The following is a 25128-nucleotide window of genomic DNA, read 5'->3' as shown; positions in this document are numbered from 1 at the left end:
TGGTTTTTACTAGAAACCCGAGCACATATCACCGTTTGGAGTCGGACGGAAGTTTGACCTCAACCACCGTCATCGGCAACATTCACCCCAATCCCGATCTACTGGAGGTATCCCCATGACCTACACAGTAGAGCAGATACGACAGATGGGGCCTGGGCCGGAGTTGGATGCGGCACTTGCAGAGGCGCTAGGCAAACCTAATGTCAGACGGTTCCGCAGCAGATATGTTTATGACAACGCTGGGTACGTTAACGGCAAGCCAACTGGACCAGTTATGGGGACGGTGGATGTCGAGGAGTATTCCACAACTTGGTCAGGCATGGAACTGGTAGTAGAGGAGATGCACCGGATTGATAACGGCGAACGCTTTAATCTCGCGCTAGGATGGTTCCCGAATGATAAAGAGTGGGGCGCTGATTTTGATGAATGGGGAGTAGAAAGTCGGGCGTTTACCACTACAGCCCCTCACGCAGTAGCCATTGCGGCTCTGCTGGCTCTCAAGGGGGATACAGCGCATGAGTAAATTCAAATCCTCTACCCACCAGGAAATTGATCAGATATTCAAGGAACTTCATCGTCCTATGCCTGTTGCTGGGAAAACCTACAGATTACGCGGACGAGGCGGCGAAGTCTTGGAAAGGCCAGTAGTATCGGTAAGCAAAACACACATGATCTACTTGCGCAATGGTGTAGAGACGAAATGCCAGGTAAAAACATTCCAACGCATGTGGGAAGAGCATGGGATTAGGGACGGAGGGGAAGTATGAGCCAACGAATTGAAGAACTGAAGGATCTTCACATTAAGTCCAAACCTGAGGTTGAAAAGTTTATTGCAAACGTCGCCGTGGCATTGAAAGCCGGTCAAGTACCACGCCTCCGCTATATGCTGTCTGGCACAACTGCTGTTGTAAAAGGATACGATTCGGTGATTGACGAGCTTTTCGAGCATATCGAACATATCGAACGTATCGCCAAAGAGAACGCCGAACTGCACGATAGCAACGCTCGACTGCATGCGGACATGGAGGGCCATCCGCAGCAACTGAGTTTCCGCGAGGAGCGTATTCAGGACTTGGAGCAGAGGATAGCGGATTTGGAAGATGCGCTGCGGTGGTACGCGAATCCCGATAACTACGGCACGGAACATCTGGAAAAGCACGGATACATTCCGATCGACAAGGACGGCGGTCAGCGAGCCCGGGCCGCTTTGGGGGAGAGTGAACAGCCATGAAGGAACATCGACTGAAAACATGGCCTCAATATTTTCGTGCTGTAGTTGACGGCAGCAAGCCTTTCGAAATTCGTGAAAACGACAGGGACTACCAAGTCGGTGATAAATTAATTCTTCTTGAGTGGGATGAACTCTTTGAGCTATACACCGGGGCTTCAATTCAAGCAGAAATAACATACCTGACCGCTTTTGCTCAACGCCCCAATCATGTCGTAATGGGAATTAAGCTTTTGAAAGGAGAACAGTCATGAACAAAGAGCAGAAAGCCAAGATTGAGGAACAATGGAAGTCGATAGGATTGGCTGATTGGGACATTACGGGAAAGGTAGTGTTTCAGGCCCTAAGGGAGCAAGGGGAGATCATAGAGCAGCAAGAGGCTACCATACGCGACAAGGATGAGCATATCCGCGCTCTCCGGCTCGCCAAGGAGCAGGAAGTAGAATCCCACCTCAAAAGCTGCGAGCAGCACCAGGACGCCATGATAGCAAAGGATAAGGAGATAGCTCGGCTCACTGCATTAGGGAACGAGGTTGCTAGGGAGCAGGCATACGCCAAGGCTCAGGCGATCAAGTGGAATGATGAGGCTGTCCGGCTCAGGGAGTCTCTGGATATAGCAGTAGAGGCGCTACGGGACATTGCTTCCAACGCTGACGGTCGATCAACCGTACCTCTCCAGCATACGGCTGCTGAGGCCCTATCTCGTATAGCCAAACCAAATGAATAGGGTGATTCACGGTGGACAAAGAAAAACTACTCGCATCGCTTCGAGACGATGAAAATGCACATTCCGTTTCAGGGGACTATGAATCTTCTGCTGTAGCAAATTACATCGAACGGCTGATCAAAGAAATCGAAAGTGGAGTATTTGATGCAGATAAATCAGTAGGCACCTAAATACAAGGGAGGGCTAAACATGTTTCAAATCACCTTCCGCGAACATCATGGGGTCCAGAGAAACGTGCAGATGGACTGCAGTCTGCTCCAGGCGTTGAAGGCTGCGAGAGATTTAAGGCGGTCATTCCCGCACGGCACGGTCGATGTGTACTGCAATGGCAAGTGGATAAAGGAGTTTTGCTAATACAAGGGAGGGAATACCCATGCATGTCAAATCTAACGTCACTTACTGGGGCATGGCCGGTAAGCGTGAAGTGAAGCGAAAGGTCAACAGCATTGAAACAAGATATTTGGGGACGCAATACGTCAATTGGACACTGATCAAGAAAGATGGATCTTCCGGTATGTCCGGTTTGATGGAGCGTGGAAAGTTCGAAGAATGGGCGAAAGGCATTTACGAAATCCACGAATAGGCAGCTAGGGAGGGAATAGTATTCCCTCCTCCTATACCCAGAATGGAGGCGAGCCATGGAAGTTTTCGAAACCGCCATTGAGGCAATGCGATTTCTGAAAAATAAACTGAAAACGCTCGAAGAAAATGATCGGAACAAAATTTACTTCACCTATGACGCTTACCGGGAAGAATTTATCGTTACATTCGGAGAAAACGCAGGCCCGGAGATAGCGCATTATATCGAAAAGATGTTTTACAAGGACCCGGATGACGCAGAGTATCACGCAAAGAAGTATACAGTTTATGGGTATGCGCTTACCGCACAGACGGTTGAGTATCCTTACATTTTCCTGGGATCGCGCGCTTCCAGATTGGCAGGTGGGACGAAGTTCAGCCGGAAAAAATGGGGAATCGGAACGGAGTACAGCGTAAGTTTCCACATTGCTTGATCACTCTCAAGAGGAGGCATAACCATGCAGCGCCTGAAATTTGAAATGTGGAAGGACCGGGACGGGAACATCATGTCTCGGTTCACGGACGGGAAGGGCCGCAGCACTGACTCATATTGGAGCAGCCCTCCAGCATCGATCGACCATGTGGGGCCGGAGTATCTTCCACAGCCCCACCGGCATCCGAACTGCGGCAACGCCCGGCACGATGCTTTTATCAAGCAACGCTACAAGGAAGAAGTCGTCAAGGTTCGTGAGTTTCAAGGGTCCGCCTCATGAACCATCAAATGAACATAGATGACCTAATACCCCTTCCTGCAGTGGTTGGGGAATGGGAACTCATCGCACACGGCCGGCTGATCAAGACGTTTGAGACTGAGGTAGCTGGCCGATTGTTTCTGGAGCAATTTAGACCTGATGGATATTTTAAAGGGGCCATATTGGCCCCCAGGGAGAGCGGAGGAACAAACGATGACAATTAAAGTTGAGGTACCCAAAGTTAAATTATCAACACTGGCAGATGATGTCCAGCTTGCCTATGTAGACGGAAACGAACAAATCACAGCAGGGCAGCTGAGAGCCGATCCTGAGTCGTATGATCATTCAACTTGGTATGTATGCACTAACCGCCGATGGCAACCAAATGCTAAAACGATGATCGATAACTACATTGAAGGCGAGTACGACACCATGTACGAGGATTGGGACGACCGCGCGAGGGATTGCCTCAAACAAGAGCATTACGACCGTATTCAAGCCATTTTGGACGAGGCATTCAGCGGCGACCACGCAACTGTATACTGGATTCTGGATGGACCAGAAGTCGAAATTGACACCGGGGAGAGCGGAGGAAGCGATACATGGTAAAAGTTCAAGTATATCTTAAATCAGGGCACACCGTAGATTTCGAATGCGCTGGTTGCTCATTCACGTTCGACAGGGTGACCGGCGAGTTCGTAGGATACGAATTTAATGGTCTTGTAGGGTGTGACAAGGTGAGTTTCGTGCCGTCTCAAATTGCAGGTTATAAAACAAAGAAAATATAGCAAGGGTAGGAAACATTTCCTGAAAGGGTGATAAACATGCCAAACAATAAAGGCTGGTACAACAAACAGGAGGTCCTGGATACGGGCCTGCCTTACTGGATCAACGCAAACCGAGGGTGGACACAGCAGCCATATCCATTCGCGGTGTTGCTGACAAAATCCCGGTGCAAGGAGTTTGGGGTCCCAATCCTGAGCAGCGGAAACGAAAAGCCCTCAGCATTTCGCTATGCCGCTGCTGCAGGCACAGGCACCGGAGATAACAAGCATCGGTATTATCCGCTATATGACCGGACAGATGTCTACGAAGTCGGGGAGATCACTAAAGAACAACTTTTCCGGCACGAAGTAATGGGCGATTTTCCCGAGGAGGAAGGTGCATAGATGCAACCGAATGAAAGCGGCGAACTACAGGAAATGAAAATATCCTGGTGGGACGAGCAGCGGTATTTGATTGGTTGGTGGATCGGTAATCAGTGGAGGCGTCTGGTATTGAGGATGAAGAGGAGGGGTTAGAGTGGCCGAGGGTTTCATAGGATTACATCGGCAGATTAGGGATCATTGGATCTATCAGGACGCTGAATATCTTAAAGTTTGGATCGAGATACTATTCTGCGCGAGGTATTCCAGGGAGCCTGAGACAAAGATGATAGATGGTAGGTTGATAACCATAGGCTTTGGACAGTTTATCTTCGGTAGAGTGAGTTGGTCCAATAGCCTCGGGATAACAGAGCGGAGGCTGCGGACACTAGTCGACAGAATGATCCGAGACGACATGATCAGACTGGAAGTGAAGTGTCCAAAGTTCACCATTTATAGCGTATCCAACTTTGAAAAATACCGTTCTAGCTCGCCGGAATCTCGCCAAAACCTCGCCGGAATCTCGCCAGAAATAGACCATCACGGCGACCAGCAAGAATCCCAGTCAGGACAAGGTGTTATGGACTTGGGCGACCAGCAAAATGACCATCAAGTGACCAGCAGACGACCATCAAGTGACCAGCAAACGACCACACAAGAACAAAGTAAACAAAGAAAACAAAGAAAAAAAGATAATAAAATACATTACGCAGAATTCGTCAAATTTACTGAAGATGAGTATCAGAAACTCAAAGAAAAGTACGGCGAGGATATGAACAATAGATGCATTGAGTTTTTGAATACTTACAAGGGAGCTAACGGGAAAAAATATGAATCGGATTATATGGCAATTCTGAATTGGGTGGCCGGCCGAGTATTGGAGGATATCGAAAGGGAAAGACGATCGCATAACGTCACTCCATTCAAGCGTCAGGGTCAACGACAACGAGAACCGCTAGCTGTAGTCGATCCGAGCGGAGGCAAAACCTTAACGGCCGAACAACGTGCTGAAGCTCGCCGAAAAGCTGCTGAATTAGATGCATACAACAAAAACAGGGACGCCGCACACTGAAATAGAGAGGGAGATAACGATGATAAAATTAAATCACATGCAGGCAAATCTGCTGGAACTTATTATCAATGGAGCTTCTAGAGCGACGATGAAATCGCAGCTTCGTACAAGCCATGCGACGATCATGAAAGAATTGGGTAAGTTAGAACTCCTAGGGGTACTAGAAAGACTTCCAGACAAAGGAAGCGAGCGTCGTTATTCTCCTCTCTCGGTTCAGTTTGAAATCGATGACCGCAGGCGTCCTGTAAGAGTTCCGAAGAAGCGATTCAGCCGTATGAAATTTCTGGTGCGAAACTATGGAAAGGAAAAGATCAGATTTATCTCGTACCAAAAAGATATCAGTGACGTTGAATACATCGCAAGGAAAACGGATATCAGAGTCGCGGAAGTTGTTGACATAATGTCATGGTTAGAAATTGCATAAGGGAGGCTGTCCAAATGATCGACCACTCGCCGCACCGCAACCTTCGCCCCGTCCCTAAGCAGGACACACTCAATAGCCCTGCAACCGAGGTGCAAACATACCGCATCAGCGCCGAGGAGGCTGCGGCCATCCCGTATAAGCCGCCACGGGATTCGTACGGTAGACTGATTCGCCGGCCTGTCATATTGAGACCATGGGGAGGGGATAGCGCATGAAGGGTAAAAAGGCGCCGTTGATCAAAATGGACGAATTACTGGAGACAAGCCCGGCCAAGAGTGGCAAATGCATATCGTACCGGATTACCGACTTCCCACAAGCGGACCAGGACCGGTGGAACAGTATTGGACCGCTGCCGAAGTACGAAAGCAAGCCGATCCTTCAGGGGCTGGGTGGAGCGAGGAGGAGAAAGGCATGACCAAGGTTCGGCTGAAGATCGGAAACCAGTACACCCGGGAGATGGACGAGAAGGAAGCCCTGCTACTGGCGAGTGCTGATGCTGTCAAAGAATTCTTTGGGACGGTCGAGATTGAGTACCTGGAGCCGAAGCCGCCAGAACTGAAGGTGATCAAGGGAGGGGCAAACCCATGAAACTCATCATACCCGGTACGCTGCCGGGGACCAACGAGATACTTAACGCCAGCAATAACAACAGGCACGTTTACAACGAACTCAAGCGGAATTACACCCATCTGGTAGCAATATGCGCGAAGCAAGCGAAATTGCCCGAGTTGCCGCCAGCCGACTACACGATAACCTGGTACTGCCCCGATCGGCGCAAGGACAAGGACAACGTTATGGGCGGACAAAAGTTCATCTTTGATGGTCTGGTACAGGCTGGGCGACTGCAGAACGACGGGTGGAACGACATCGGGGATATCACCCATAGGTTCCGGGTGGACAAGGTGGCGCCCCGGATTGAGATCGAGATCACGGAGGTGTCGGCATGAAGAACCCACACCAAGAGCGCTCCGAACTAATCGAGAGGCTGAAACTGATCAACGTGGCATCACCGGGGCGTGATAAGTTGCTGCTAAAGCTACGAGAACTTGATGTGGCCATTAAAGTCGATTTTGAGGCGTCTGTATGGCCTCAGGAACGATCTGAGATCACAGATAAAGTAAATAATCACACGTAAGTTAAAGTGTCTTAAAACGGATTGTAGGAGGTTTTATCGAATGGACGCTAAATATGTCGCGCTGTTGTCGAAGATACAGGATCGCAACGTGAAGTTTGTATTGACTGAAATTATCAATGACATGGAGAAAAAGGCGGCGATTCAGCCGGTTGACGCCATAGGTAAACTGATGCCGCTGATGGCTCGAGGGCCGGTCGGGAACGACAGAAACATCCGCATGATACCAGACTAAGAAAATAGCAGGAAATAGGACGAAAACAGCAGTAAATGCGTGATTTTACCAGGATTTTGTGCTATAATATATTTAGACTAAGACTAATTTGAACGGCGAAAGGAATGTGACAAATGAGTACTTTGACGGCGGAAATCGTGGAGTTGGAAAAGCAACTGGAAGCAGCAAATGAGCGTGTACGGATGTTTGCGGGTATCGACGTTAACGCGAATCGGCAGGCGCTGACTGATGTGGATTCCATCACGGCGGAATTGGAGCGCAAACGTGAGGAATTCGGACGTCAACAGGAAATCGAACAGAAAATCGAAGGCGAAGGGATTACATTCCAAGTGCCTGGAGTAGACTTCACAAAGCTTCCAGCGGACCTGATCAAATTGATCGATGGAGTTGTTCGGGCAGATCGCCGTCGAATCTACGCTGAAGAGAGTGTTCGGTACGATGCGCTGGTGGAATCAACCAAAGAACGCTTAGAGGCAGCAGATGCCCGGGAAAAGGAATTCAAACAGCAGAACGACACACTGTATGAGACTAACCGGAAACTGACTGCCGAAAATGCTGAACTGAATTCGGAAAATGCCCGGCTTACGGAAGAGAACGGGATGCTGAAGGGTGAAAATGATGACCTTCACGCTCGTCTCAAGAATGCAACAAACCAAATCGAAGAGGCCGACCAGGAAATCAAGCGCCTTAACTCCCATGTGGATGAGCTGCGTGCGGCGCAAGTGTTCGGGGAACGTAAGGCACAGAATGTGATCGACGTAACGCCTAACGAAGCTGAAGACCTGCAGGATGTCGTGAACCGGATCGTCGGTATCCAGCACATCAACGGAAACTGGCACGAAGTGGTGAAAGAAGACGGTAGCAAGATAGTCGTACACCAAAGCGAACTACCGGAACTACAGAAACAGGTTCAGCAGCAGGTGCCGTCATTTCGCGGCGAAGATACTCCGTCCCTGCCTGGCGGCGATCAATTTCATACTCCCGAAGCGACTGCTCTAGTGGTGCCGCAGTTTCCCGTACCCACGGGCGCAGGACTTCATGTGGAGGCTGGAGGAGCAGCGGAAGATAGCCCGGGAGTTGGAGCGTCGAAAACGCTTGAAGAACGCGTCGCAGAGCTTGAACGGCATTGCTTCGGACGTGTGAATGGTGAGGTGGCATAGATGGGACTGGAAAGGGAAATAGCCCATAACTTCTCGGGGTTGGACGCCGAGGTGCGGATTAAACTGCTGATTGATTACATTCGGGTACTGAGAGAAGGGCGTGGTCCCGAATCAGGAAAGCTATTTGATGGCAATGGAGATATTAACCACGCAATGAACACTGCCTACAAACTGCTGGAACAAGAGTTCAAAAAGTAACTCATAGGCCGAAGGCCCTCGACTGCGACCGAATCACCGAGCGTCAGCGGGGGCCGTATAACTTCATTGATCTGGCAATAAACTCGTCTATAGGAGGTGTGCGAATGAAAATATACGTAATCTATGAGGTGCATGTAGGTGGCGGCGGTGAAGACTATGCTGCCGGTGAAGCTAAAGTTCTTTATGCCGGAACGGATGAAGATACAGCATCGGAAAAGTTTGACGAGGCCGAGAAAAGTCGCGGAGAATATTGGGAAATATGGTCCGAAGTATGGGAAGACGGCCAGGAAATAACGTTGCAAGAGATTGAAAAGTTGAGGAAGAAATAAACCCAGGGAGGTAATCCGGCATGATTGATTGGAAAACAACGTACAACGACTTGGTGAGCGAAATCGAAATCCTCGAACTGCGTTACAAAGACCTGGACTATCAACTCAAACTGGCATACCGCCAATGCTGGAACAATCAGGTCCCGCTCGACAGGTCGCTGGCGCAGCACGATCGGGTGAAGGACGAGGCTCTGGCTGTAGCAGAGGTGCTTGAGCATAAGAGGAAGACAAGAACGCTCATGGAGGAGAAGATGTTTAACTTCACGGGCATAACCGAGCAGATCGTTGTCATGCGGGATATCCAGCACAAGCCGCTGAAGGAGATCGCATCGGAGCTTGGATACAGCTACGGGTGGGTGCGGCAGATGAGCAGCAAGGCACCGAGACTATTCCGGGTTAACAAGTCTAAGGGGACGATAAGTCGGATATCGTAATAAAGAAGCCCCCATTCCCCAAAGGAGTGAGGGCTTCTACTATTAGTTATTTAGTCTTTATTTTCTTCTTCGTTAGGCATACTTTTTTTGTTACGTCCTTCATGAATCTTTCTGAATTTAGCGTACTGTTGGATTTCTTCTCGGTCAAACCATGGGTTCCCTCCGTCCGGATCTTGCTGGACGGCTCTCGGAAATTTACCTCTGTACCCATCTTTTTTTGATGCGTTATGAAAGGCATAGACGGCTTGCCGTGTAATACCGATAATTTCAGCAGCGGTGGATGAGTTGACAAATGAACCTAGCGGTTTATTGACAAAGACCCTGCCTGCGCCGAGCTCGCTGAAATCAACAGTATAACTACTTCCGTTTTGATGGAAGATGGACGTTTGCTCATAAAGAGCTAGTACCTGGTGTTCGCTAACCCCGTCTGGAACGTTACATATGCGAATGTGCAACGGGCCGCCTCGCCTAACGAATCCTGGTGTTACCTCTGGATGGGCGATGGAAAGCAGGACACTAAGCCCTGCTTCGGTCTGTTTCAGCATAACGTGTCTCATCGTATGTACCCGTCTTCGTACAAGAGCCCGCCGTCAGCCTCGATCTGCCAATCGCCCCAGTCATTTTGAAAGACAGTTACTCTGTTCCAGCCCAAAAATTCACTAGCTTCCTTATCGGCATCTTGCTGAGTATCAAAGTATTTTATTCTATCCATCGTATGATCCTCCTTTAATTAGATCCCCCGTCGAATGGCAGCTACGTCGCCATAATCTTCCCCATACTCTCTCCGGTGCTTTTCGCGCAAATAAGGTTTTCTCGCTTCGGCTAACGCCGCCTTGTTTGCACGGGCTTCTTTTTCGATAAATACACGAAGCTCTGATGGGAGAATAATGACTGCCTTTTTTCCGTCCACTACAAATTCAGCAGCCAGATTCCCTTGATGGCTTCCCTTAACGGCAGGAACCTCTTTTCCGCCAATGATCACTGCGGAGATTATATACTCCGTCCGATGAGGTGTAGGGTTTGCGGTAGTGACTACGGAGACTTCAGAGCCGCGGGGAGTTACAAAACTCCACTCTTTACGTCTTTCCAATCCTCTTGCCTCCCTCCATGCTTGGCGAAGAGATAAGATCAGGCGAGCAGAATAATGACCAGTCATCGTTTTAGCCAATTCATGCGCTCTTGCCATCACCTTTTTAATCATCTCATCCGCCTCCAATTGTTTTTGCGTTAGTAACTGTTTTAAATATAACAAATTAAACTTTACATGTAAAGCGAACAAAAAGGGAACGTAAGTGAAATTTTTGGGTGTGAAGTTTTTCATCGCCTAACATTCAACGAACAACGGCATTGCAAAATCCGTGCTATACTGATATTAGGTTAGTCATGCCGGATTAGCCGCCGATGAGAAGCGCATACCAACTGGGCATACCCGGGGGATATGACGCTTCTTTTGCATTACGGCCGGAGGCCATCGAGTCGACCGAATCCACATAACGAAGTGGTGGCCGAAAGCCATGATCCTCATGCATCTAGACAACCTATGCATCATAGCCCCACTAATAGCTTACTGGTTTCGGTTCTACGCAATCGTGTACAGGGAGTGGTAGGGTGGCATTCCTCATATTTCTGATAGTCGTGGTCGTCCTAGGGGCGGCTTATTTTATTTCTTACAAGGTGAGGTGATTGTATGGGTCGACCTAGTAAGTATGAAAGCCACGTATTGCCGAAACTTAACCTAGTGGAATCATGGGCTAGGGATGGCCTTACACTTGATCAAATTTCTCATAACCTTGGGATTGCCTTGTCGACATTTTGCGATTACAAGAATCAATATTCGGAATTGTCGGAAGCCTTAAAAAACGGCAAGGATGATATCGATATCTTGGTCGAGAATGCCCTTCTTAAAAGGGCTGTCGGCTATGAGTACGAGGAAGTGACGAAAGAACCTCTGTACGGACCGGGCGGAAAAATGTTCCGAAACGATGATGGCACGCCGATGATAGCGGTCACTAAGATCGTGAAGAAGCAAGTTGCCCCTGATACAACAGCTCAAATATTCTGGTTGAAGAACCGGAAGCCCGGGGCTTGGAGGGACAAGCAGGATATCGAGCATAGCGGTACGATGACGCAAGAGGTTAAACATGATCTTCGAAAACTTGATAAAAAGGAGTTGGCGGCGCTTGAGCAAATTATTGCAAAATCTGCCGACTCTGGATGAAGTCAAGCGAGCGAGGTCATATCAAGACTTCCGTTATTTCCTGGAATACGAATCAGAAGGCCGATGGAAAACCGCGCGACACTTAGACGTGTTGACTGACACGCTGGAAAAGGTGTCTAGCGGTCAGCTAAGACGTGTGATTGTCACGATGCCTCCTCGACATGGTAAAAGTGAGGTGGTGTCCAAGAAGTTCCCAGCATGGCATCTAGGGCGTAACCCTGGGGATGAGATGATCATCAGCTCCTACTCACTTGATCTGAGTCGGGAGTTCAGCAGAATATCGCGAGATACCTTGACGGCCAATACGGCCGTTTTTGACGTTTCGGTAGACAAGGCCAAGGCCAGCTCTGAAACGTGGGGCATTGATGGTTATCGGGGCGGACTGAACGCAGCTGGTGTGGGCGGTCCAATCACCGGTAAGGGTGCGCGTATCGCGATCATCGACGACCCTGTGAAGAACGCTGAGGAAGCCAACAGCGAGACAATGCGTCAGAAGATATGGGAATGGTATCAATCCACCCTGTACACCCGTTTGACGCCTGACGGCAGACTTGTGGTAGTCATGACGCGATGGCACGAGGATGACCTTGTCGGCCGGCTCTTGAAGAAGGAACGGGAAGATATCGAAGCAGGAACTCATAAAGGTGAGCGCTGGACGGTCATTAACTTCCCGGCGATAGCAGAAGAGGATGATTACCTCGGAAGAACTCCTGGAGAGCCACTGTGGCCCGGGTACGGGTTCGATGCAGATAGAATGGAGCAGATCAAGTCAGACGTTGGCTCATACGTCTTCAACGCTCTCTATCAGCAGCGTCCGAGTGCGGCAGGGGGGACGATCTTCAAGCGGATTCACTTCCGGTATTTCCGGGAAGAGTTGATGCACGGCAATGTCCATTACTTCATCGTCGGCGAGAAACGTTATGAAAGGCATCGCTGCCGAGTGTTTCAGACGGTGGACACGGCCAATAGCGAGAAGACGATCAATGACTACTTTGTGGTGACCACGATCTACGTCACACCGGACAACGACATTCTGGTGTATGACGTGTATCGGACGCATATCACCGGTCCGGACCAGAAGCCGTTGATGAAAGAACAAAATTACCGGTACAAGCCAGTGTTCCAGGCGATCGAGGACAAGACGTTCGGTACGAACCTCATCCAGGAGATGAAGCGTGAAGGAATGACGGTGCTGCCGGTCAAGGTGGATAAAGACAAGGTCACGCGCAGTTTGCTGATCGCCGCAAGGTACGAGGTCGGAAAAGTTTTTCACCGGGAAGACGCTCCGTGGTTGACGGACTTCGAAGATGAACTGCTCAGCTTCCCTCGTGGAAAGAACGATGACCAAGTGGACACGATGAGCATGGCCGGTGAGTTGGTGCATACTATTGCGTATGCTGACAGCGAGGCGTGGGCAGCAACCCCTGAGTCGATCAAGAGCAAACGGCACGGATTTGACGAAGACGATGACGACGATACTCCGCGTGTAAGCGGATTTTGGTGAGGTGATAACATGATCGAATTCATAGACAATCTGCTGCAAATCGTTTTTGTTGCAGCGTGTCTCAGTGTGATGTACTGGATCATCCGTAGGCAGCAGCGCACCATAGACGCTCTGAACGACCGTTTGATGGCTCGGGACTACCGGGAGTATAAAGCCATGCAGACTACCATTGTAGAGCCGCAGGAGCAACTTCGGAAGCCCAAGAGTTGGTATGACGATCCTACAGTTGAGGAGGTCAACTGATGGCTAAGGTGATTGATAAAATCGTTGGGTTGTTCGGGGGCGGTCTGGACGATAAAAGTCCTGATAATCCCAATACATCCGAGCAACAGAAGATTGTGGACATGATTCAACAGGACTTCCAAACGTTCAGATCGGCTCGGCAGCCGGTGGAAACACACTGGCGGCAAGAGCAACGATTCTACCAGGGAGATCACTGGCACGGGTTGCGGTCCGAGGAAGTGTCCCGTCTACGGCCGGATGCCGTGGAGAATATCGTATTTTCTCAGGTCGAATCGATTGTTGGTAAATTGGCAGGCTGGATGCCGTACCCGGATTTCACGCCACAGGAGATGGGCGATGAGGAGAAGGCTCGGGACCTTAACGACTTCATCCCGTACGAACTCAAACAAATCAAATTCCAACAAAAGCACTTGCGAGCCGTCCGGCGCATGGTCATTCATGGGCCGCTGATCTACAAGGTCATCTTCGACCCGACAGTCGAGGGTGGACGTGGGCTGAATCGATACCAGGGCCGGAACGATGTGATACCAGTTGACTTTGATACGTTCTACCCGGATCCACGTGTGAGGGATTTCATTGACCTGCAAAAGATGGGTGCCGTGATTGTCAGGGCGCGTAAGCCGATCGAATACTTCCGGGATCGTTGGGAGAAGCAAGGTGAAAAGGTGCAGCCTGACCGGGACGAGGATGGTGTATTCGACCAATACACCACGAACCAAAGCGCTTTTAGCTATGTGGATGGCAGCATGTCTAACGATACAGTCACATCTGACCAGACCAGCGGACTGATTGAGTACTGGTATCGCGGACTGCCCAAGATGATCAGCAAAGAGGACAAGCAACTGTTCCGCGAACAGGCGAAGGAGAAACTTGCTCAAGGGATTGACCCGTCCGAGGATATTGCGAAGTCAGGTGGCAAGATGGAAGGCATTCACTGTATCTACATCTCCACTAGCGGCGTGTATCTGGAGCATAAGGCATACGTGTACGATCATGGACAATACCCCTTCGTGGCCCGTACGCTTTACCCGGACGAGCGAAACCCATGGGGTAAGGGGTTCATGCGGGACATGGTCAAGCCGCAAATCTTCAAGAACAAGTATGCTGAGATCGCCATTGAGACCATGGCGAAGGCCGGAAACAACGCAGTGGTGTATGAGGAAGGAGCAATTACAAAGCCCCGTACATGGCAGGAACAGCGGTCACAGAGCGGCGCGATGCTGCCAGTTGCTCAGGGCCGTATGGATGATTGGAAAGAGCTGCAGGGTGTAAACATCCCTGGCAGCTTATTCAGCGTCCTGGACTATTACGACCTCATGTTGCAGAAGATTCCCGGGCAGTTCGACTCGGCCAACGGTCAGGCTAACCCGAACGTTACGTCCGGAGAGCAAGCCAAGGCGCTGATAGCCGCTGCAAGCTCCCGTTTGAACCCAGTATCTGATGCTGTATCAGACGCACTAGCAGAGGTTTTCGGGCAGTATATCGAACTGATTGCTCAATTCTACACAACGGCACGTGTAGCTCGTATAACGGGGCGTAGAACGGTAACAATCAGCCGTGATGCTATCATTTCCCGAGCGCCAACCGAGATGATGGGGCAGTTTTCGGATCCCACCATGGGCGAGATGGCTCAGACGCCTGTGCAGCTTCAAGAGGAGTACGTGCCGGAGTTTGATATTCAAGTCAATATCGGCGTGGATAAGCCACATGACCGGGAATACTGGCTGCAGCTTGCCTTCAACCTCTTGCCGATGATCGACCCGATCACGCAGTTGCCAATGATTGACGCGGAGGCTGTGCGTTACGTGGTCCAAAACGGCCGAATGGAGCCGATGGACGTTATAAAGCAGAGGATCGAGGAGGCTGCAGGGTTACAGCAGCAAATGAGCCAACTCCAGCAGCAGAATCAGCAGCTTCAGACAGATAATGCCGGTATGCAGCAGGCGCTGGGTGAATTGACAAGTCAGAAATCGCAGCAGGACCAGCAAAAAGAACAATTCAACCAGCAAATGCAGCAGCAAAAGTTTGATCTCGACACGATCAAGACCATGCATCAAATGTCCCAGCCCACTGGCGTTAGGTGAGAATCCTAGCGCCTATTTACATGCCGCCAGCCATAGCGGATTAGGAGGGTAACCATGGAAGATGAAGTAATCAGCGCCAGCCATAGCGCAGAAGAAGTAAACAATGTAACCGAAGCGGTTGAATCTGCGCGTGCGGCATTCGACCTGCCAAAGTCGGAGCAGGCAAGCGAAATTGAACAGCCGGAAGTAGATGGAGGGACTGTAACCGATCCGGCAGAACATCCACAAGGCAAGAAAATTACGGTCAAGTACAACAAGCAAGACGTTGAAATCGACGAGGAATCCGTTCCTGAGTTGCTTCAAAAGGGACTTGCCCTTGAAAAGGAGCGCGAACGTAAAGCGGAAGCCGAGAAAGCCCTACAGCGAGCTGCCAAACTCGCCGGGTATGATCGCACCGAAGATTACCTCGCTAACCTCGACAGGATCGAGCAGCAGGCCGTACAGACGAAGCAGGATCAACTGGAGCAGTACAAGCGGCAACTGCTTCAAGAAGCTGAGGACTCCGGGCTTGATCCAGAGACATTGACGCGATATCTGGACAATCACCCGTTGTTCCAGCAGGCTCAGGCGGCACTGGATCGCGAGAAGCAGAGCCAGACGGTCCAGAAACAGCAGGAGAGCGAGCAGCAGCAACTCCAAAAGTGGGAGGCGTTGTTCACGAAATACCCTTCCTTGACGGATAACCTGCCGGAAGACGGATCGGCGGCCGCATGGCTTACGCCGGAGATGAAGGTGCGTATCGATCGGGGGTACGACCCCATTGATGCGTATGAGTTGGCTCACAGAGACACGCTCACCGCTCAGACAAAGAAACAAGTTGAGGCTGCAGCGATCAAGGCACAACGACTCAATAAAAGATCCGAAGCGCTTGGGTCCGAGGGTGGAGAGACAGAACCTCAGGTGCCTGATGAATTGGTATCGGCATTCTCGATGTTCGGCCTTAACCCAGCCAATGCGAAAAAATACGTGAAAAAATAAGGAGGAATCAACGTGGCACAAGGATTCAACTTTGTATACAACGATTACGGCAAGGACGAAACGCGCCTGACGGACAAACTCTTCACGAACGCAGAGGGGGCATTCGCAGGACAGGCGGTGAAACTGGTTTCGGGGCGATGGACCAAGGCTAGTGGTACTGACGCGATCGGCGGCTTTCTAACCGCTAATGTTGTAGCTGGTACGGACAAGGAATGCGAGGTCATCATGGCTCGCGAGGGAGACTGGTTCGAAGTCCCATACACAGGTACGCCAGCAGCCGGCTTTGTTGCTGGAGCTAATGCAGTGACGGTTGCTGCAGACGGACTATCGCTTAACTCCGCTACGGTTGCTGGTGGTGCCGTGGCTGTATACTCGATCAATACAAATAAAAAGACGGCGCGTGTCAAGATCAAACAGCGCCAATTTAGCTAAGGGGGATTGACAAATGGCCGTTCAAACTAAACTTCAATGGCATCCTAATGTACTGGAGCCGGTATTCAAAGAGCTTTACAATCTTGCGATGAAGGACAAGAAGGACTTCATTCCGTTATTGTACCTTGTGACGAATTCGGAAAAAGATACCGAGTCGTACAACGGCGCAGGCGGAGAAGGACTGATGGAAGAATGGAAGTACAGTAACAACCAAGTCTTCTACGATGAAGTGGATGAACTCTGGCAAAAATACATCAAGAACCGCAAGTTCTCTGATGGACGAGAGATCGAGAAAGATTTCGTGGACGACCTGAAACTGACTGAAATTCAGCGCCGTATTACCTCGCTCGCCGATGCAGTGTATAAGACGCAGCAACTTCAGGCAGTGGAATTCCTGCACAACGCATTCGCAACAACGGGTCCCAACTGGCGCGGTCGCGTAGAAAATTATTCCGGCCCGGATGGTCAACCGCTTTGCTCTGCGTCCCATCCGTATAGCCCGACTAATACGGTAGACGTGCAGTCTAACCTGGGAACATCTGCACTTACGTTGGACTCTTGGGACGAAACCGCCGTAGCTATGCAAGAGTGGGTGGACGACCGCGGGAACCCCATGGCTGTTATCCCGGATACGCTCATTGTGGCTCCTTACAATGCCCGTGCAGCGTTCAAAATCGCTGGCTTGCCTGATGCTGAGTTGCCTAAGTACGAACCCGGCAGCAATCATTTCGACGCCAACATGTACATGGGCAATATCAAGGTAATCGTCAATCCGTTCATCCGGCCGCAATTCCGTAAGAGTTGGTTTGCTGCAGATAGCTCTCGGATGAAACAATTTAACATCTGGCAATGGCGCCGGAAGATCGAGAATGGCAGCATGACAGACTTCGATACGGAGGTCAGCAAATTCAAGGCTATCGGCCGGTGGGGATATGGTTTCACCAACTATTCCTTCATCTACGGCCACAATGTTACTTAGGGGGAGCTATGCTCTCCCTTTTTTCATAGGAGGTAACCATGTACCGAGATGAATTGATGGCGTTGAATGCGCTGGTGGAAGAACAAAGAAAGACAAATGATCTGCTCGAGCGTCTTATCGAAGCCCAGTCCAATGAACAAAAACAAAAGAGAGGTGCTAAACATGCCGATTCCAAAGGACCGGACGCCTGATTTTTACCAAGTCATTCCTGCAGCAAGTGCTCCAAAGCTTCCGGATAAGCGATATCCGGGCTATCTGGTATTTGTCGATGCCAACGGTCAGCCTATTGATCTAGGCGGAGGTGGTGGTGCTATCGCGATTGGTGACGTAACCGGGTTGCAGGCGGCGCTGAACGCCAAACTCACAGCTTCTAAGGCGGCAACGCAAGCCAACAGCGCTGCCGCGGATGTAGCTGGTCTTGTAGCTGATTTCAACGCCCTGCTGGTGAAGCTTAAAACCGCTGGATTGATGAACTAAAAGGAGGGTACTGTGATGCTTGTACAGGAAGTTCTCGAGGAAATTATTGAAAAACTGCCGGACAATACGCTGTCTGTGCCTTCAATCCTCCGCAAAATAACCACGGTAAGGGATGAACTGATTCGCAGTTCCGGGGCAGCCCAGCAGCATACAGACGCGGTGGTGTCCTCGCTCGACTTGTTGCAAGGTGTATCGCAGTACCCTTTACCTTGCCCGGCCAGCAACATTATCGACGTTGATGTGCAGTGGGGCGATTATGTACCGGGAGCAATAACGGACAATTATGGTTTCTATTGGGTTAGGTTACCCATGAAACAGTTCAACCAACGGGGAAGAATCCCATATTACTACATCTTGGCAGGTACGATCGGCATTTATCCGACACCAGATGTTACAAGAGAACAAGGAATAAAGATATTCCACCTTCCGGTGATCGCGCCGTTGACGATTAATGATCTATCGGCCGGCACTGGATTTGACCCAAACTACGATATGACGCTGGTTTTCGGCGTCCTCAAAGACGTGACTACAGGCGCGCAGCAGTCGAGATTTACCGAGCAGTACGAACGCTGGGCGCATGATTATAGATCAGCCAACAACGGCAATGAACAGTATGTCATAAAGGAGAGATGGTGATGAATGATAGATTCCCCTGGTATGGAGGTACCAGTCCTCAAATTGCGGATCAGTCCGAAGTGGCCTATGAGAATTACAATAAAATCAAGCAGTTTGAGGATGTCGGATACTTTCTCGTTAATTACGTGGTACGTGGCGGTGTGGTAAGCAAATCCGTCAAGCGTAACGACGAGATCGATGTGACGGACATCGTCGCTGTTATCGCGGATGACGTGACTGAGCGCAAGGGAAAGAGTTTTAAGACCAAATATGCGAACGCGACCTACTATCTGGACTTTACGCCAAATGGTGATTGGGCGTGGGGAACGTCGCATCCAAGCGGCACGGTGGACGTGGATTATCTGGCCGTGGCTGTGGTGACTACGGACGCAAACGGCAATGTGGTGACAATCACGGATAAAGCTGATCCTCGTGGTGGATTTAGGCTTAAGAGCGACTACGGTCTAGCCGGTTACTTAAAAAATATTATTGACGTTAAAGACTTTGGGGCGCTAGGAGATGGTATTTCAGATGACACATCAGCAATTCAGCGAGCAATCCAAGCTGCGGAAGCTGTGTCTAGAACAACAACGACTACGAATAACGGCATTACTTTTAGAACCGGTGGAGCTGAAATAAGATTTCCCTCAGGAACATACCTAGCAAGTGGTCTCGTTATAGCCGGAGACAACATAAAATTATGCTCTGCAGAATTTGCTAATGTTACAATCGTTGGGAAGCCGGGACAGGACACGATAACATTTGCTAACAACGTCTATGGATCTTTCGTGGAAAATTTAAATTTTTTCAAAGGTCGAACCGCTTTGAAGTATGGAAATCAAGTGCGTAGCTTCAACGAGGTTAAAAAATGTGCATTTTATCAGATGGACGATTATGCAATAACCACAGGTATAAGCACATACAGCATGTACGTTTATGCATGCAGATTCCGCGACTGCTATGGCGGTATTAAAACCAACATTTACGACGATCTTTGGGTGATCGATCAATGTTGGTTTCAGCGCATATCAGATAATTGCCTGTACCTTAAGAGTCCAACAACTCTTGTCAAATCTTGTGACTTCGAAGTTCACGGAGATGTAAATAAATCATTCGTAAAAATAGCTGCAGTAGGATCCGCTGAAGATGTGGGACGCATTATATTCCAGCACAATCGATTTGGACCTGAAGGGACGCCAAAATATTGCGTGGAAATTGGCGATCCTACAGATGTTGCTACGTACGCTGTAAGCGTAGCGATGTTTACTGGTAATTTTTTTCAAGGCGGGGCTTCATCTCTACCCAACACCACGGAAGGTATATTTAAACTTAATCGAGGAGTACGCGGTCTCGAGATTAGCAAAAATTACATTGCAGGGAGCTATCTTGGTGCTAGTTTGGTCCTTGAAGCTTACTCGAATTATGAGATACCGATCCAAGGTGTTTGGGAGGATAACTATATTAGCCCATCCTATGGAGGTCAAGTTTTTTCCAACGGAGGCATTGGTTTTACTATAGTCGATACAGATAGGACACCCAGCCACAGTGCGCTGCCGGAATCTTTGACAAACTACGTATTGAGCAGCAATGACTTTTCTACGGGGTCGTGGGCAACCGCAGGAGTTACCGTCTCTACCGATGGAGCAGATATTTCCCCACTCGGAACATCAGCTTATGTATTGACGAAAGGCGTCGGCACTACTGATCGGATTTTCCAAAGCATATCCGGTCTTCCGAGTGGTCCAAACGAGCTTGTTTTCTATGCAAAACCAGGTAGTAAGAGTTCGATAACAATTGTCTGCAGAAGATCAAGCGACGCAATAAATTTGACATCAAATACCATTATCCTCAAACCAGGGTGGCGCAAATACAGGCTGAGATTGCCGGATCTCGGGGGCGTAAACTTTAGTTTCAACATTTATCTTGACTATCAATCTGCAAGCCCTAGTGCTGGAGATGTAAGGTTAGCGTATGTTGGTTTGTTCAGTGGAAGGGCACCATCATCGTTATTACCAAGCAATTCAACGACACGCAAGTTATTCAGTGCTAATGATCTACCCATAGGCACGAAACGGATATCTTATGGGTCGAATTCTCCGACATCTGGCGCTTGGGAACGTGGTGATATAGTTTACAACACGACGCCAAGTGCAGGGGGATACGTTGGATGGGCGTGTGTAACTGGTGGTATACCAGGAACGTGGAAAGGGTTTGGACTAATCGAGACATAGGGGGATGCAATATGGCACTACAAAAGAAAGTATTGACAGATTCGGGCGTAGAAATAACTCAAGCGTATGCTCGAATAGATACGATATCCGGATCCAAGGAAAGTGTTGATATAACACTTAATTACTATGTGTCCCAGTTAGCTGTATCCGAAGGAAAATCTTATCTCAAGCAAGAACTATACACATTTATTCCTTCGGTTGAAGATGAATCTGATAATTTTATAAAACAAGGATATGAACATCTTAAGGCACTTTCTGAGTTTGAAGGCGCGGTGGATGTTTAATGGCTCTTACAATCCAGCAAATTATTTCTGAATCCGACCTGCTCGTCCCGAACTCCGTCCCCATAGCCGACAAGATCGTCGCCCTTAACGCGATCAACGGGGACTTCTTCAACACAGTGAAAATCCCGGTCATCCACCGGTTCTCGGCTACGGCCAATCAAGCCACATTCACCCTGCCGCCTGCAGTCCGTAGCAAGGACATCGACCTCGTCACCGTAGGCCTGATCAAGTACCAGAGCCTGGACGAGGACAACGTTTCGCCGTTACAGAACGCCTACAGCTACGACGACACATCACGCACCCTTATGCTATCCCCTGTACCCTACCAAACGGGCCTACAGGGGATTGTGCGTTACCGGAGGATTGCAACTACCACTTTCCTCGCCAGTGCGCTCACGGCGGTACCTGACGCGCCAGACGAGTACCAATGGACGTACATTCCGGCGTTGGCATCGTGGTTGGCGGACATGGAGGATGATGGTGGGAAGTCCAGCAAGTACGACATTCAGTATCGTAACGCTTGGAATGCTGCGGCTCAGAATTATATTAAGGAGGCACCGCCCAAATGAGGAAGCCGATCCAATACCCGGTATCCCCCCCTAGAGGTGATTATCCCGGCATCATGCCGCCTCAGTCTGTTCGGATCTTCAAGGGGTTAAACACCTTCGATCCTTTGTCGATCGATGATTCGTTCTTCACGGACATGAGCAACATGACGCTGGACGAGTACCCGACGCTGACGGCCGGCCCAGGGTACTCCGTGCTGGGTACACCTGTAGCCAAGGTTCTCGGCCTGGGAACGTGGAAGGACGCTGAACTACATGCGGTGTTCGCGGACGGCACGTGGCGTAAATGGAACGGATCAGCGTGGACGACTCTTGCCAGCGGCCTCAATACAACCGCAGAATGGACCTTCACCAACTTCGAGGGCAACCTGAACGCGATCAACCTGATCGGTAGCAACGGAGTGGACCCTATCAAACGGTATGACGGAAGCACCGTTCAGAACCTCTCAGGAGCGCCTACAGGCGGCAACTATATCACAACGTACCAAAACCGCCTCTGGTGCGCCGTGGGCAAGGAGGTGCACGCCTGCGCGCTTGATAGGCCTACGGAGTGGACAACGTTCGGAGGTACGGACGAGGACAGCTACGTGAAGGATATTGAGACCAGCCGGGGAGAGAACGTGTCGTTCCTCTCCGGAAGTCTCTCCAAGCTAACCATAGGCACTCCAAACAGCCTACAAGAGTTGTACGGCGGCATTCCGAAAGATTTTAACGTGCAGATCGTGTCAGAAAGCGAAGGTTTTCCAAGCAACAAGAGCGCCGTTACCGCTGATGGGGTAATGCGTTTCATCAACCGGTCCGGCATCTACTCCTATGGCGGCGCTTCCCTGCCTGACTCCGATTTCTCTGACGTAATCAAGAAATTCATTACTGGTGTGGACGCCAGCTGCGTAGCAGGCTCTGACGGGACCCGACTGTATTTCCGGATCGGTAGCCGCGTCCTGATCTACGATACAAGGTCAGAAGTACGGTCGTGGGTCGCCTGGACCGGGGTCAACGTGACGCGGTTCACCATATTTCAGGGTGAACTGTACGCCGGGGATGAAGCAGGCCGCGTCATTAAGCTTGGAGGCACCACGGCCGGCGGCGCGCCGATAAGCTGGCGAGCGGTCACCAAGCCGTTCACGAACAATACGATCGCTCAGAAGCAGCGCTGGCTGAAACTATGGACGTATTGGGAGTTTGCCGCAGGTTCCACGCTCAATGTCTACCTGAGCAAGTCGATAAGCGGTGATGCCGATTGGGAACTCGTACAGACCATCACAGGCACCGGAGAGCCTACAATGCAGCGGATTATTGTCCCGGTCAACAAATACACCCTGGAGCATCATATACGGATCAAATTCGAAGGCACCGGATGGGCGCGTATGCACGAATACATGCGCCAAATCCGGCAGCTATCTATACATTAGGAGGACGTTATGACTCAGTGGAAAAACGCGCCGATCGGCATTAAGGCGGCACCTCAGACGCAAGACATTCAGGTTCTACGGGATTATGTTCAAACGCTGGCCGACATGCTGGCGATCACAATCAAGGAATTGAACTACATCATCAATGGAAATTTGGATGTGAAGAATATTCGCGCCAAGTCAATCACGGCGGACCGGATGGATGTTCAAGAGTTATCAGCCATCACGGCGAACCTAGGCCACATCATCGCTGGTCTCATCGAATCGGTAACCATCATCGGCTCTGAGATCATGACGCGGCAGCAGGGGCAGTACCCGCGCACGGAACTCTCAACCACCCGTAACCTTCTATCCGCAGAACAGTCTGCTGGGTATGCGATTAATATCTCGCCGGGTGGGCTGCAGCCGAATCCTTTTATTGAGTTTCTATTGGCTGGTGCTGTAAGGGCGAGTATGACACTTTACAGTGACCCGCAATTATCAATCACTACTTCCGGTTCTACAAATATATCGATTCAGGCAGGAAACCATGTTGACATCAGTCCAGTTGGACTTGTCAGATTCGACAGTTGGTCTAAGGTGTATAACTTCAGCAACAATCAGACGCTTCAGCAGGCCCTTAACTCATTGTCCAATTCAATCTCTGGCTTACAGGGACAAATTAATGTACTCAATAACCGCGTGTCAGCGCTCGAAAGCGGAGGTTCCGGCCCAATCGTAGGCCCTCCATGGCCTTGATGATACAAATGAGGTATAATGTCCTCAAATGTAAAAAGGTGGGATATTATGCGTAAATATATCATCGGCTTTGTAATAGGCATAGGCGTATCATCCGCTTTCGGAGCATCAGCTGCAGTAGAAGGCATCATCGGTAAAGCTATTGAGGGAACAGCGGCGGTTAAAATCGAGGGTAAAAAGCTGGACAAGGAAAGCATTATCGTGGACGGCAGCAGCTATGCACCGGTACGTGCGATCGGCGAGGCCCTCGGGCTGGATGTAGGGTTCAAAAACGGGGAGGTTATCCTCGATAAGAAAAAGGAGGCAACGAAGGTGAATGAAACAGAAGATATTCCTTTAGATGATAAAATAAAATTCACGAAAGAAGCGAAAGACGGGTATGAAAAATCTCTGGAGCGATCGCAAGTACTCCAAAATGCAGCTCCGGAAGATCAAAAAAGTATTTACGACAACGAGATAAAGGTATACAAAGAACGAATCGAGCAGTACAAGGCTCAGATTGCTGATCTCGAGCGCCAGAAGGCTGATTTGCAGAAGTGACGGTGTGGTTTCAAACCACATCGTACATGCTATAATAACCATGAGGTGAAGAACGTGGAAGCATTACTAAAACAAATGCTCGATAAGCTTCAGCAAATCGAAGCAGACGGCAAAGACCGGCATTTCGAGGTCATTCAGCGACTCGACAGGATCGAATCCAGACTGGAGACGGTATACGAGCAAGTGGCGAAGAACTCGGAGGCTGGACACGAAATCGCAGCCACGGTTCAGGATCATGAAACGGACATTCGGCTAATCAAGAAGCTGCTGACGAATCAATAACGAAAGCTAAAGAAAGTATTGCTGTTATATTTTCATCATGTTAGGATATAAATAGAAAGAAGGGAGAGCGCTACCTCTCCCCCGGACAACATAGGTTTACCCATGGCGTTCTGTTCGATCGAGCAATGTCCATCAAACGAAAACCCACCGTAGGTCCTCAACCTTTAGCGGTGGGTTTTCGCTTGGAACG

Annotated in this window: 45 protein-coding genes; 42 read left to right on the top strand and 3 right to left on the bottom strand. The window is 49.9% G+C overall.

What is annotated here, in order from left to right; all coding sequences use genetic code 11:
* The first annotated feature begins 115 nt into the window (after positions 1 to 115).
* The 25 genes from WMW72_RS10815 (at position 116) to WMW72_RS10695 (ending at position 9355) form a co-directional block, all read left to right on the top strand.
* Positions 116 to 523, top strand: a complete 408-nt coding sequence (locus WMW72_RS10815; protein WP_341415463.1) for a hypothetical protein — start codon at positions 116 to 118, stop codon at positions 521 to 523.
* Positions 516 to 767, top strand: a complete 252-nt coding sequence (locus WMW72_RS10810) for a hypothetical protein (RefSeq protein ID WP_341415462.1) — start codon at positions 516 to 518, stop codon at positions 765 to 767. Before WMW72_RS10815 ends, WMW72_RS10810 begins: the two co-directional genes overlap by 8 nt.
* Positions 764 to 1231: a hypothetical protein gene (locus tag WMW72_RS10805; protein WP_341415461.1), complete on the top strand. Its 468-nt coding sequence runs from the start codon at positions 764 to 766 to the stop codon at positions 1229 to 1231. Before WMW72_RS10810 ends, WMW72_RS10805 begins: the two co-directional genes overlap by 4 nt.
* Positions 1228 to 1482 carry an ASCH/PUA domain-containing protein gene (locus WMW72_RS10800; RefSeq protein WP_341415460.1) on the top strand — a complete coding sequence of 85 codons (255 nt, stop codon included), beginning with the start codon at positions 1228 to 1230 and terminating at the stop codon, positions 1480 to 1482. The genes WMW72_RS10805 and WMW72_RS10800 overlap by 4 nt, the downstream gene beginning before the upstream one ends.
* Positions 1479 to 1955: a hypothetical protein gene (locus WMW72_RS10795; protein WP_341415458.1), complete on the top strand. Its 477-nt coding sequence runs from the start codon at positions 1479 to 1481 to the stop codon at positions 1953 to 1955. Before WMW72_RS10800 ends, WMW72_RS10795 begins: the two co-directional genes overlap by 4 nt.
* Before the next feature lie 11 nt (positions 1956 to 1966).
* Entirely contained in the window at positions 1967 to 2125 is a 159-nt protein-coding gene (locus WMW72_RS10790) for a hypothetical protein (RefSeq protein ID WP_341415457.1), read from the top strand.
* A gap of 19 nt (positions 2126 to 2144) precedes the next feature.
* Positions 2145 to 2309, top strand: coding sequence for a hypothetical protein (locus tag WMW72_RS10785; RefSeq protein ID WP_341415456.1), 165 nt, complete (start codon positions 2145 to 2147; stop codon positions 2307 to 2309).
* A gap of 19 nt (positions 2310 to 2328) precedes the next feature.
* Positions 2329 to 2538, top strand: a complete 210-nt coding sequence (locus WMW72_RS10780) for a hypothetical protein (protein ID WP_341415455.1) — start codon at positions 2329 to 2331, stop codon at positions 2536 to 2538.
* Between the two features lie 55 nt (positions 2539 to 2593).
* Positions 2594 to 2968 (top strand): hypothetical protein, encoded by a 375-nt coding sequence (locus WMW72_RS10775; RefSeq protein WP_341415453.1) that lies wholly within the window; start codon positions 2594 to 2596, stop codon positions 2966 to 2968.
* A gap of 24 nt (positions 2969 to 2992) precedes the next feature.
* Positions 2993 to 3247 (top strand): hypothetical protein, encoded by a 255-nt coding sequence (locus tag WMW72_RS10770; RefSeq protein ID WP_341415452.1) that lies wholly within the window; start codon positions 2993 to 2995, stop codon positions 3245 to 3247.
* Positions 3248 to 3439: 192 nt separating this feature from the next.
* The gene (locus WMW72_RS10765) at positions 3440 to 3835 is read left to right on the top strand and encodes a hypothetical protein (protein WP_341415450.1); all 396 of its coding nucleotides are present in this window, start codon (positions 3440 to 3442) and stop codon (positions 3833 to 3835) included.
* Positions 3836 to 4050: 215 nt separating this feature from the next.
* Complete coding sequence (locus WMW72_RS10760; protein ID WP_341415449.1) at positions 4051 to 4395, top strand: hypothetical protein; 345 nt, start codon at positions 4051 to 4053, stop codon at positions 4393 to 4395.
* Positions 4396 to 4527 carry a hypothetical protein gene (locus tag WMW72_RS10755; protein ID WP_341415448.1) on the top strand — a complete coding sequence of 44 codons (132 nt, stop codon included), beginning with the start codon at positions 4396 to 4398 and terminating at the stop codon, positions 4525 to 4527.
* A gap of 259 nt (positions 4528 to 4786) precedes the next feature.
* The gene (locus tag WMW72_RS10750) at positions 4787 to 5443 is read left to right on the top strand and encodes a hypothetical protein (protein ID WP_341415447.1); all 657 of its coding nucleotides are present in this window, start codon (positions 4787 to 4789) and stop codon (positions 5441 to 5443) included.
* Complete coding sequence (locus WMW72_RS10745) at positions 5409 to 5867, top strand: hypothetical protein (RefSeq protein ID WP_341415446.1); 459 nt, start codon at positions 5409 to 5411, stop codon at positions 5865 to 5867. The genes WMW72_RS10750 and WMW72_RS10745 overlap by 35 nt, the downstream gene beginning before the upstream one ends.
* A gap of 14 nt (positions 5868 to 5881) precedes the next feature.
* Positions 5882 to 6082, top strand: a complete 201-nt coding sequence (locus WMW72_RS10740; protein ID WP_341415445.1) for a hypothetical protein — start codon at positions 5882 to 5884, stop codon at positions 6080 to 6082.
* Positions 6079 to 6282: a hypothetical protein gene (locus WMW72_RS10735; protein ID WP_341415444.1), complete on the top strand. Its 204-nt coding sequence runs from the start codon at positions 6079 to 6081 to the stop codon at positions 6280 to 6282. Before WMW72_RS10740 ends, WMW72_RS10735 begins: the two co-directional genes overlap by 4 nt.
* The gene (locus WMW72_RS10730; protein WP_341415443.1) at positions 6279 to 6455 is read left to right on the top strand and encodes a hypothetical protein; all 177 of its coding nucleotides are present in this window, start codon (positions 6279 to 6281) and stop codon (positions 6453 to 6455) included. Before WMW72_RS10735 ends, WMW72_RS10730 begins: the two co-directional genes overlap by 4 nt.
* A complete protein-coding gene (locus WMW72_RS10725; protein WP_341415442.1) occupies positions 6452 to 6814 on the top strand; it encodes a RusA family crossover junction endodeoxyribonuclease in 363 nt (120 codons plus the stop codon). The genes WMW72_RS10730 and WMW72_RS10725 overlap by 4 nt, the downstream gene beginning before the upstream one ends.
* Positions 6811 to 7002 (top strand): hypothetical protein, encoded by a 192-nt coding sequence (locus WMW72_RS10720; RefSeq protein WP_341415441.1) that lies wholly within the window; start codon positions 6811 to 6813, stop codon positions 7000 to 7002. Before WMW72_RS10725 ends, WMW72_RS10720 begins: the two co-directional genes overlap by 4 nt.
* Before the next feature lie 40 nt (positions 7003 to 7042).
* Positions 7043 to 7234, top strand: a complete 192-nt coding sequence (locus WMW72_RS10715; RefSeq protein ID WP_341415440.1) for a hypothetical protein — start codon at positions 7043 to 7045, stop codon at positions 7232 to 7234.
* A 113-nt stretch (positions 7235 to 7347) separates the two neighbouring features.
* The gene (locus tag WMW72_RS10710; protein ID WP_341415439.1) at positions 7348 to 8394 is read left to right on the top strand and encodes a hypothetical protein; all 1047 of its coding nucleotides are present in this window, start codon (positions 7348 to 7350) and stop codon (positions 8392 to 8394) included.
* Positions 8395 to 8592, top strand: coding sequence for a hypothetical protein (locus WMW72_RS10705; RefSeq protein WP_341415438.1), 198 nt, complete (start codon positions 8395 to 8397; stop codon positions 8590 to 8592).
* Between the two features lie 104 nt (positions 8593 to 8696).
* Complete coding sequence (locus WMW72_RS10700) at positions 8697 to 8921, top strand: hypothetical protein (RefSeq protein ID WP_341415437.1); 225 nt, start codon at positions 8697 to 8699, stop codon at positions 8919 to 8921.
* A 20-nt stretch (positions 8922 to 8941) separates the two neighbouring features.
* Entirely contained in the window at positions 8942 to 9355 is a 414-nt protein-coding gene (locus WMW72_RS10695; protein WP_341415436.1) for a sigma factor-like helix-turn-helix DNA-binding protein, read from the top strand.
* 50 nt (positions 9356 to 9405) lie between these two features.
* Here the strand turns inward: WMW72_RS10695 and WMW72_RS10690 are convergent, their stop codons facing one another.
* From WMW72_RS10690 to WMW72_RS10680, 3 genes are read right to left on the bottom strand one after another with little or no spacing between them, the layout of a single operon-like run.
* Entirely contained in the window at positions 9406 to 9900 is a 495-nt protein-coding gene (locus WMW72_RS10690; RefSeq protein WP_341415435.1) for a hypothetical protein, read from the bottom strand.
* An 8-nt stretch (positions 9901 to 9908) separates the two neighbouring features.
* The gene (locus WMW72_RS10685) at positions 9909 to 10067 is read right to left on the bottom strand and encodes a hypothetical protein (protein WP_341415434.1); all 159 of its coding nucleotides are present in this window, start codon (positions 10065 to 10067) and stop codon (positions 9909 to 9911) included.
* A gap of 18 nt (positions 10068 to 10085) precedes the next feature.
* Entirely contained in the window at positions 10086 to 10676 is a 591-nt protein-coding gene (locus tag WMW72_RS10680; RefSeq protein WP_341415433.1) for a hypothetical protein, read from the bottom strand.
* Positions 10677 to 11042: 366 nt separating this feature from the next.
* Between WMW72_RS10680 and WMW72_RS10675 the strand changes: the two genes are divergently transcribed.
* From WMW72_RS10675 to WMW72_RS10595, 17 genes are read left to right on the top strand one after another with little or no spacing between them, the layout of a single operon-like run.
* Complete coding sequence (locus WMW72_RS10675; protein WP_341415432.1) at positions 11043 to 11573, top strand: transposase; 531 nt, start codon at positions 11043 to 11045, stop codon at positions 11571 to 11573.
* Positions 11536 to 13077, top strand: a complete 1542-nt coding sequence (gene terL / locus WMW72_RS10670) for a phage terminase large subunit (protein WP_341415431.1) — start codon at positions 11536 to 11538, stop codon at positions 13075 to 13077. The genes WMW72_RS10675 and terL overlap by 38 nt, the downstream gene beginning before the upstream one ends.
* Before the next feature lie 9 nt (positions 13078 to 13086).
* The gene (locus tag WMW72_RS10665; RefSeq protein WP_341415430.1) at positions 13087 to 13320 is read left to right on the top strand and encodes a hypothetical protein; all 234 of its coding nucleotides are present in this window, start codon (positions 13087 to 13089) and stop codon (positions 13318 to 13320) included.
* Positions 13320 to 15404: a portal protein gene (locus WMW72_RS10660; RefSeq protein ID WP_341415429.1), complete on the top strand. Its 2085-nt coding sequence runs from the start codon at positions 13320 to 13322 to the stop codon at positions 15402 to 15404. The genes WMW72_RS10665 and WMW72_RS10660 overlap by 1 nt, the downstream gene beginning before the upstream one ends.
* A 54-nt stretch (positions 15405 to 15458) precedes the next feature.
* The gene (locus WMW72_RS10655; protein WP_341415428.1) at positions 15459 to 16382 is read left to right on the top strand and encodes a hypothetical protein; all 924 of its coding nucleotides are present in this window, start codon (positions 15459 to 15461) and stop codon (positions 16380 to 16382) included.
* Between the two features lie 12 nt (positions 16383 to 16394).
* Positions 16395 to 16814 (top strand): hypothetical protein, encoded by a 420-nt coding sequence (locus WMW72_RS10650; protein WP_341415427.1) that lies wholly within the window; start codon positions 16395 to 16397, stop codon positions 16812 to 16814.
* 13 nt (positions 16815 to 16827) lie between these two features.
* Complete coding sequence (locus tag WMW72_RS10645; protein ID WP_341415426.1) at positions 16828 to 17793, top strand: Mu-like prophage major head subunit gpT family protein; 966 nt, start codon at positions 16828 to 16830, stop codon at positions 17791 to 17793.
* Between the two features lie 38 nt (positions 17794 to 17831).
* Positions 17832 to 17984: a YebO family protein gene (locus WMW72_RS10640; RefSeq protein ID WP_341415425.1), complete on the top strand. Its 153-nt coding sequence runs from the start codon at positions 17832 to 17834 to the stop codon at positions 17982 to 17984.
* Complete coding sequence (locus WMW72_RS10635) at positions 17926 to 18270, top strand: hypothetical protein (RefSeq protein WP_341415424.1); 345 nt, start codon at positions 17926 to 17928, stop codon at positions 18268 to 18270. The genes WMW72_RS10640 and WMW72_RS10635 overlap by 59 nt, the downstream gene beginning before the upstream one ends.
* Positions 18271 to 18285: 15 nt before the next feature.
* The gene (locus WMW72_RS10630) at positions 18286 to 18906 is read left to right on the top strand and encodes a phage adaptor protein (protein WP_341415423.1); all 621 of its coding nucleotides are present in this window, start codon (positions 18286 to 18288) and stop codon (positions 18904 to 18906) included.
* On the top strand, positions 18906 to 21116 hold the full coding sequence (locus WMW72_RS10625) for a glycosyl hydrolase family 28-related protein (protein ID WP_341415422.1): 2211 nt from the start codon (positions 18906 to 18908) through the stop codon (positions 21114 to 21116). Before WMW72_RS10630 ends, WMW72_RS10625 begins: the two co-directional genes overlap by 1 nt.
* An 11-nt stretch (positions 21117 to 21127) precedes the next feature.
* A complete protein-coding gene (locus WMW72_RS10620; protein WP_341415421.1) occupies positions 21128 to 21400 on the top strand; it encodes a hypothetical protein in 273 nt (90 codons plus the stop codon).
* Positions 21400 to 21969, top strand: coding sequence for a phage adaptor protein (locus WMW72_RS10615; protein WP_341415420.1), 570 nt, complete (start codon positions 21400 to 21402; stop codon positions 21967 to 21969). The genes WMW72_RS10620 and WMW72_RS10615 overlap by 1 nt, the downstream gene beginning before the upstream one ends.
* Positions 21966 to 23378, top strand: a complete 1413-nt coding sequence (locus WMW72_RS10610; protein WP_341415419.1) for a hypothetical protein — start codon at positions 21966 to 21968, stop codon at positions 23376 to 23378. The genes WMW72_RS10615 and WMW72_RS10610 overlap by 4 nt, the downstream gene beginning before the upstream one ends.
* A gap of 9 nt (positions 23379 to 23387) precedes the next feature.
* Positions 23388 to 24116, top strand: a complete 729-nt coding sequence (locus tag WMW72_RS10605; protein ID WP_341415418.1) for a hypothetical protein — start codon at positions 23388 to 23390, stop codon at positions 24114 to 24116.
* Positions 24117 to 24164: 48 nt separating this feature from the next.
* The gene (locus tag WMW72_RS10600; protein WP_341415417.1) at positions 24165 to 24656 is read left to right on the top strand and encodes a hypothetical protein; all 492 of its coding nucleotides are present in this window, start codon (positions 24165 to 24167) and stop codon (positions 24654 to 24656) included.
* Between the two features lie 54 nt (positions 24657 to 24710).
* Positions 24711 to 24938, top strand: coding sequence for a hypothetical protein (locus tag WMW72_RS10595; RefSeq protein ID WP_341415416.1), 228 nt, complete (start codon positions 24711 to 24713; stop codon positions 24936 to 24938).
* Positions 24939 to 25128 lie beyond the last annotated feature (190 nt).

This window comes from Paenibacillus filicis (assembly GCF_038070315.1).
Lineage (GTDB): Bacteria > Bacillota > Bacilli > Paenibacillales > NBRC-103111 > Paenibacillus_G > Paenibacillus_G filicis.
Note: the sequence above shows the minus strand (reverse complement) of the source record. Positions and strands in the feature narration are given on the sequence as shown.

Coding starts and splice junctions, on each gene's coding strand:
- WMW72_RS10815 (WP_341415463.1), top strand. CDS start 116: ATGACCTACACAGTAGAGCAGATACGACAGATGGGGCCTGGGCCGGAG.
- WMW72_RS10810 (WP_341415462.1), top strand. CDS start 516: ATGAGTAAATTCAAATCCTCTACCCACCAGGAAATTGATCAGATATTC.
- WMW72_RS10805 (WP_341415461.1), top strand. CDS start 764: ATGAGCCAACGAATTGAAGAACTGAAGGATCTTCACATTAAGTCCAAA.
- WMW72_RS10800 (WP_341415460.1), top strand. CDS start 1,228: ATGAAGGAACATCGACTGAAAACATGGCCTCAATATTTTCGTGCTGTA.
- WMW72_RS10795 (WP_341415458.1), top strand. CDS start 1,479: ATGAACAAAGAGCAGAAAGCCAAGATTGAGGAACAATGGAAGTCGATA.
- WMW72_RS10785 (WP_341415456.1), top strand. CDS start 2,145: ATGTTTCAAATCACCTTCCGCGAACATCATGGGGTCCAGAGAAACGTG.
- WMW72_RS10780 (WP_341415455.1), top strand. CDS start 2,329: ATGCATGTCAAATCTAACGTCACTTACTGGGGCATGGCCGGTAAGCGT.
- WMW72_RS10775 (WP_341415453.1), top strand. CDS start 2,594: ATGGAAGTTTTCGAAACCGCCATTGAGGCAATGCGATTTCTGAAAAAT.
- WMW72_RS10770 (WP_341415452.1), top strand. CDS start 2,993: ATGCAGCGCCTGAAATTTGAAATGTGGAAGGACCGGGACGGGAACATC.
- WMW72_RS10765 (WP_341415450.1), top strand. CDS start 3,440: ATGACAATTAAAGTTGAGGTACCCAAAGTTAAATTATCAACACTGGCA.
- WMW72_RS10760 (WP_341415449.1), top strand. CDS start 4,051: ATGCCAAACAATAAAGGCTGGTACAACAAACAGGAGGTCCTGGATACG.
- WMW72_RS10755 (WP_341415448.1), top strand. CDS start 4,396: ATGCAACCGAATGAAAGCGGCGAACTACAGGAAATGAAAATATCCTGG.
- WMW72_RS10750 (WP_341415447.1), top strand. CDS start 4,787: ATGATCAGACTGGAAGTGAAGTGTCCAAAGTTCACCATTTATAGCGTA.
- WMW72_RS10745 (WP_341415446.1), top strand. CDS start 5,409: ATGCATACAACAAAAACAGGGACGCCGCACACTGAAATAGAGAGGGAG.
- WMW72_RS10740 (WP_341415445.1), top strand. CDS start 5,882: ATGATCGACCACTCGCCGCACCGCAACCTTCGCCCCGTCCCTAAGCAG.
- WMW72_RS10735 (WP_341415444.1), top strand. CDS start 6,079: ATGAAGGGTAAAAAGGCGCCGTTGATCAAAATGGACGAATTACTGGAG.
- WMW72_RS10730 (WP_341415443.1), top strand. CDS start 6,279: ATGACCAAGGTTCGGCTGAAGATCGGAAACCAGTACACCCGGGAGATG.
- WMW72_RS10725 (WP_341415442.1), top strand. CDS start 6,452: ATGAAACTCATCATACCCGGTACGCTGCCGGGGACCAACGAGATACTT.
- WMW72_RS10720 (WP_341415441.1), top strand. CDS start 6,811: ATGAAGAACCCACACCAAGAGCGCTCCGAACTAATCGAGAGGCTGAAA.
- WMW72_RS10715 (WP_341415440.1), top strand. CDS start 7,043: ATGGACGCTAAATATGTCGCGCTGTTGTCGAAGATACAGGATCGCAAC.
- WMW72_RS10710 (WP_341415439.1), top strand. CDS start 7,348: ATGAGTACTTTGACGGCGGAAATCGTGGAGTTGGAAAAGCAACTGGAA.
- WMW72_RS10705 (WP_341415438.1), top strand. CDS start 8,395: ATGGGACTGGAAAGGGAAATAGCCCATAACTTCTCGGGGTTGGACGCC.
- WMW72_RS10700 (WP_341415437.1), top strand. CDS start 8,697: ATGAAAATATACGTAATCTATGAGGTGCATGTAGGTGGCGGCGGTGAA.
- WMW72_RS10695 (WP_341415436.1), top strand. CDS start 8,942: ATGATTGATTGGAAAACAACGTACAACGACTTGGTGAGCGAAATCGAA.
- WMW72_RS10690 (WP_341415435.1), bottom strand. CDS start 9,900: ATGCTGAAACAGACCGAAGCAGGGCTTAGTGTCCTGCTTTCCATCGCC.
- WMW72_RS10685 (WP_341415434.1), bottom strand. CDS start 10,067: ATGGATAGAATAAAATACTTTGATACTCAGCAAGATGCCGATAAGGAA.
- WMW72_RS10680 (WP_341415433.1), bottom strand. CDS start 10,676: ATGAAAAACTTCACACCCAAAAATTTCACTTACGTTCCCTTTTTGTTC.
- WMW72_RS10675 (WP_341415432.1), top strand. CDS start 11,043: ATGGGTCGACCTAGTAAGTATGAAAGCCACGTATTGCCGAAACTTAAC.
- WMW72_RS10665 (WP_341415430.1), top strand. CDS start 13,087: ATGATCGAATTCATAGACAATCTGCTGCAAATCGTTTTTGTTGCAGCG.
- WMW72_RS10660 (WP_341415429.1), top strand. CDS start 13,320: ATGGCTAAGGTGATTGATAAAATCGTTGGGTTGTTCGGGGGCGGTCTG.
- WMW72_RS10655 (WP_341415428.1), top strand. CDS start 15,459: ATGGAAGATGAAGTAATCAGCGCCAGCCATAGCGCAGAAGAAGTAAAC.
- WMW72_RS10645 (WP_341415426.1), top strand. CDS start 16,828: ATGGCCGTTCAAACTAAACTTCAATGGCATCCTAATGTACTGGAGCCG.
- WMW72_RS10640 (WP_341415425.1), top strand. CDS start 17,832: ATGTACCGAGATGAATTGATGGCGTTGAATGCGCTGGTGGAAGAACAA.
- WMW72_RS10635 (WP_341415424.1), top strand. CDS start 17,926: ATGAACAAAAACAAAAGAGAGGTGCTAAACATGCCGATTCCAAAGGAC.
- WMW72_RS10630 (WP_341415423.1), top strand. CDS start 18,286: ATGCTTGTACAGGAAGTTCTCGAGGAAATTATTGAAAAACTGCCGGAC.
- WMW72_RS10625 (WP_341415422.1), top strand. CDS start 18,906: ATGAATGATAGATTCCCCTGGTATGGAGGTACCAGTCCTCAAATTGCG.
- WMW72_RS10620 (WP_341415421.1), top strand. CDS start 21,128: ATGGCACTACAAAAGAAAGTATTGACAGATTCGGGCGTAGAAATAACT.
- WMW72_RS10615 (WP_341415420.1), top strand. CDS start 21,400: ATGGCTCTTACAATCCAGCAAATTATTTCTGAATCCGACCTGCTCGTC.
- WMW72_RS10610 (WP_341415419.1), top strand. CDS start 21,966: ATGAGGAAGCCGATCCAATACCCGGTATCCCCCCCTAGAGGTGATTAT.
- WMW72_RS10605 (WP_341415418.1), top strand. CDS start 23,388: ATGACTCAGTGGAAAAACGCGCCGATCGGCATTAAGGCGGCACCTCAG.
- WMW72_RS10600 (WP_341415417.1), top strand. CDS start 24,165: ATGCGTAAATATATCATCGGCTTTGTAATAGGCATAGGCGTATCATCC.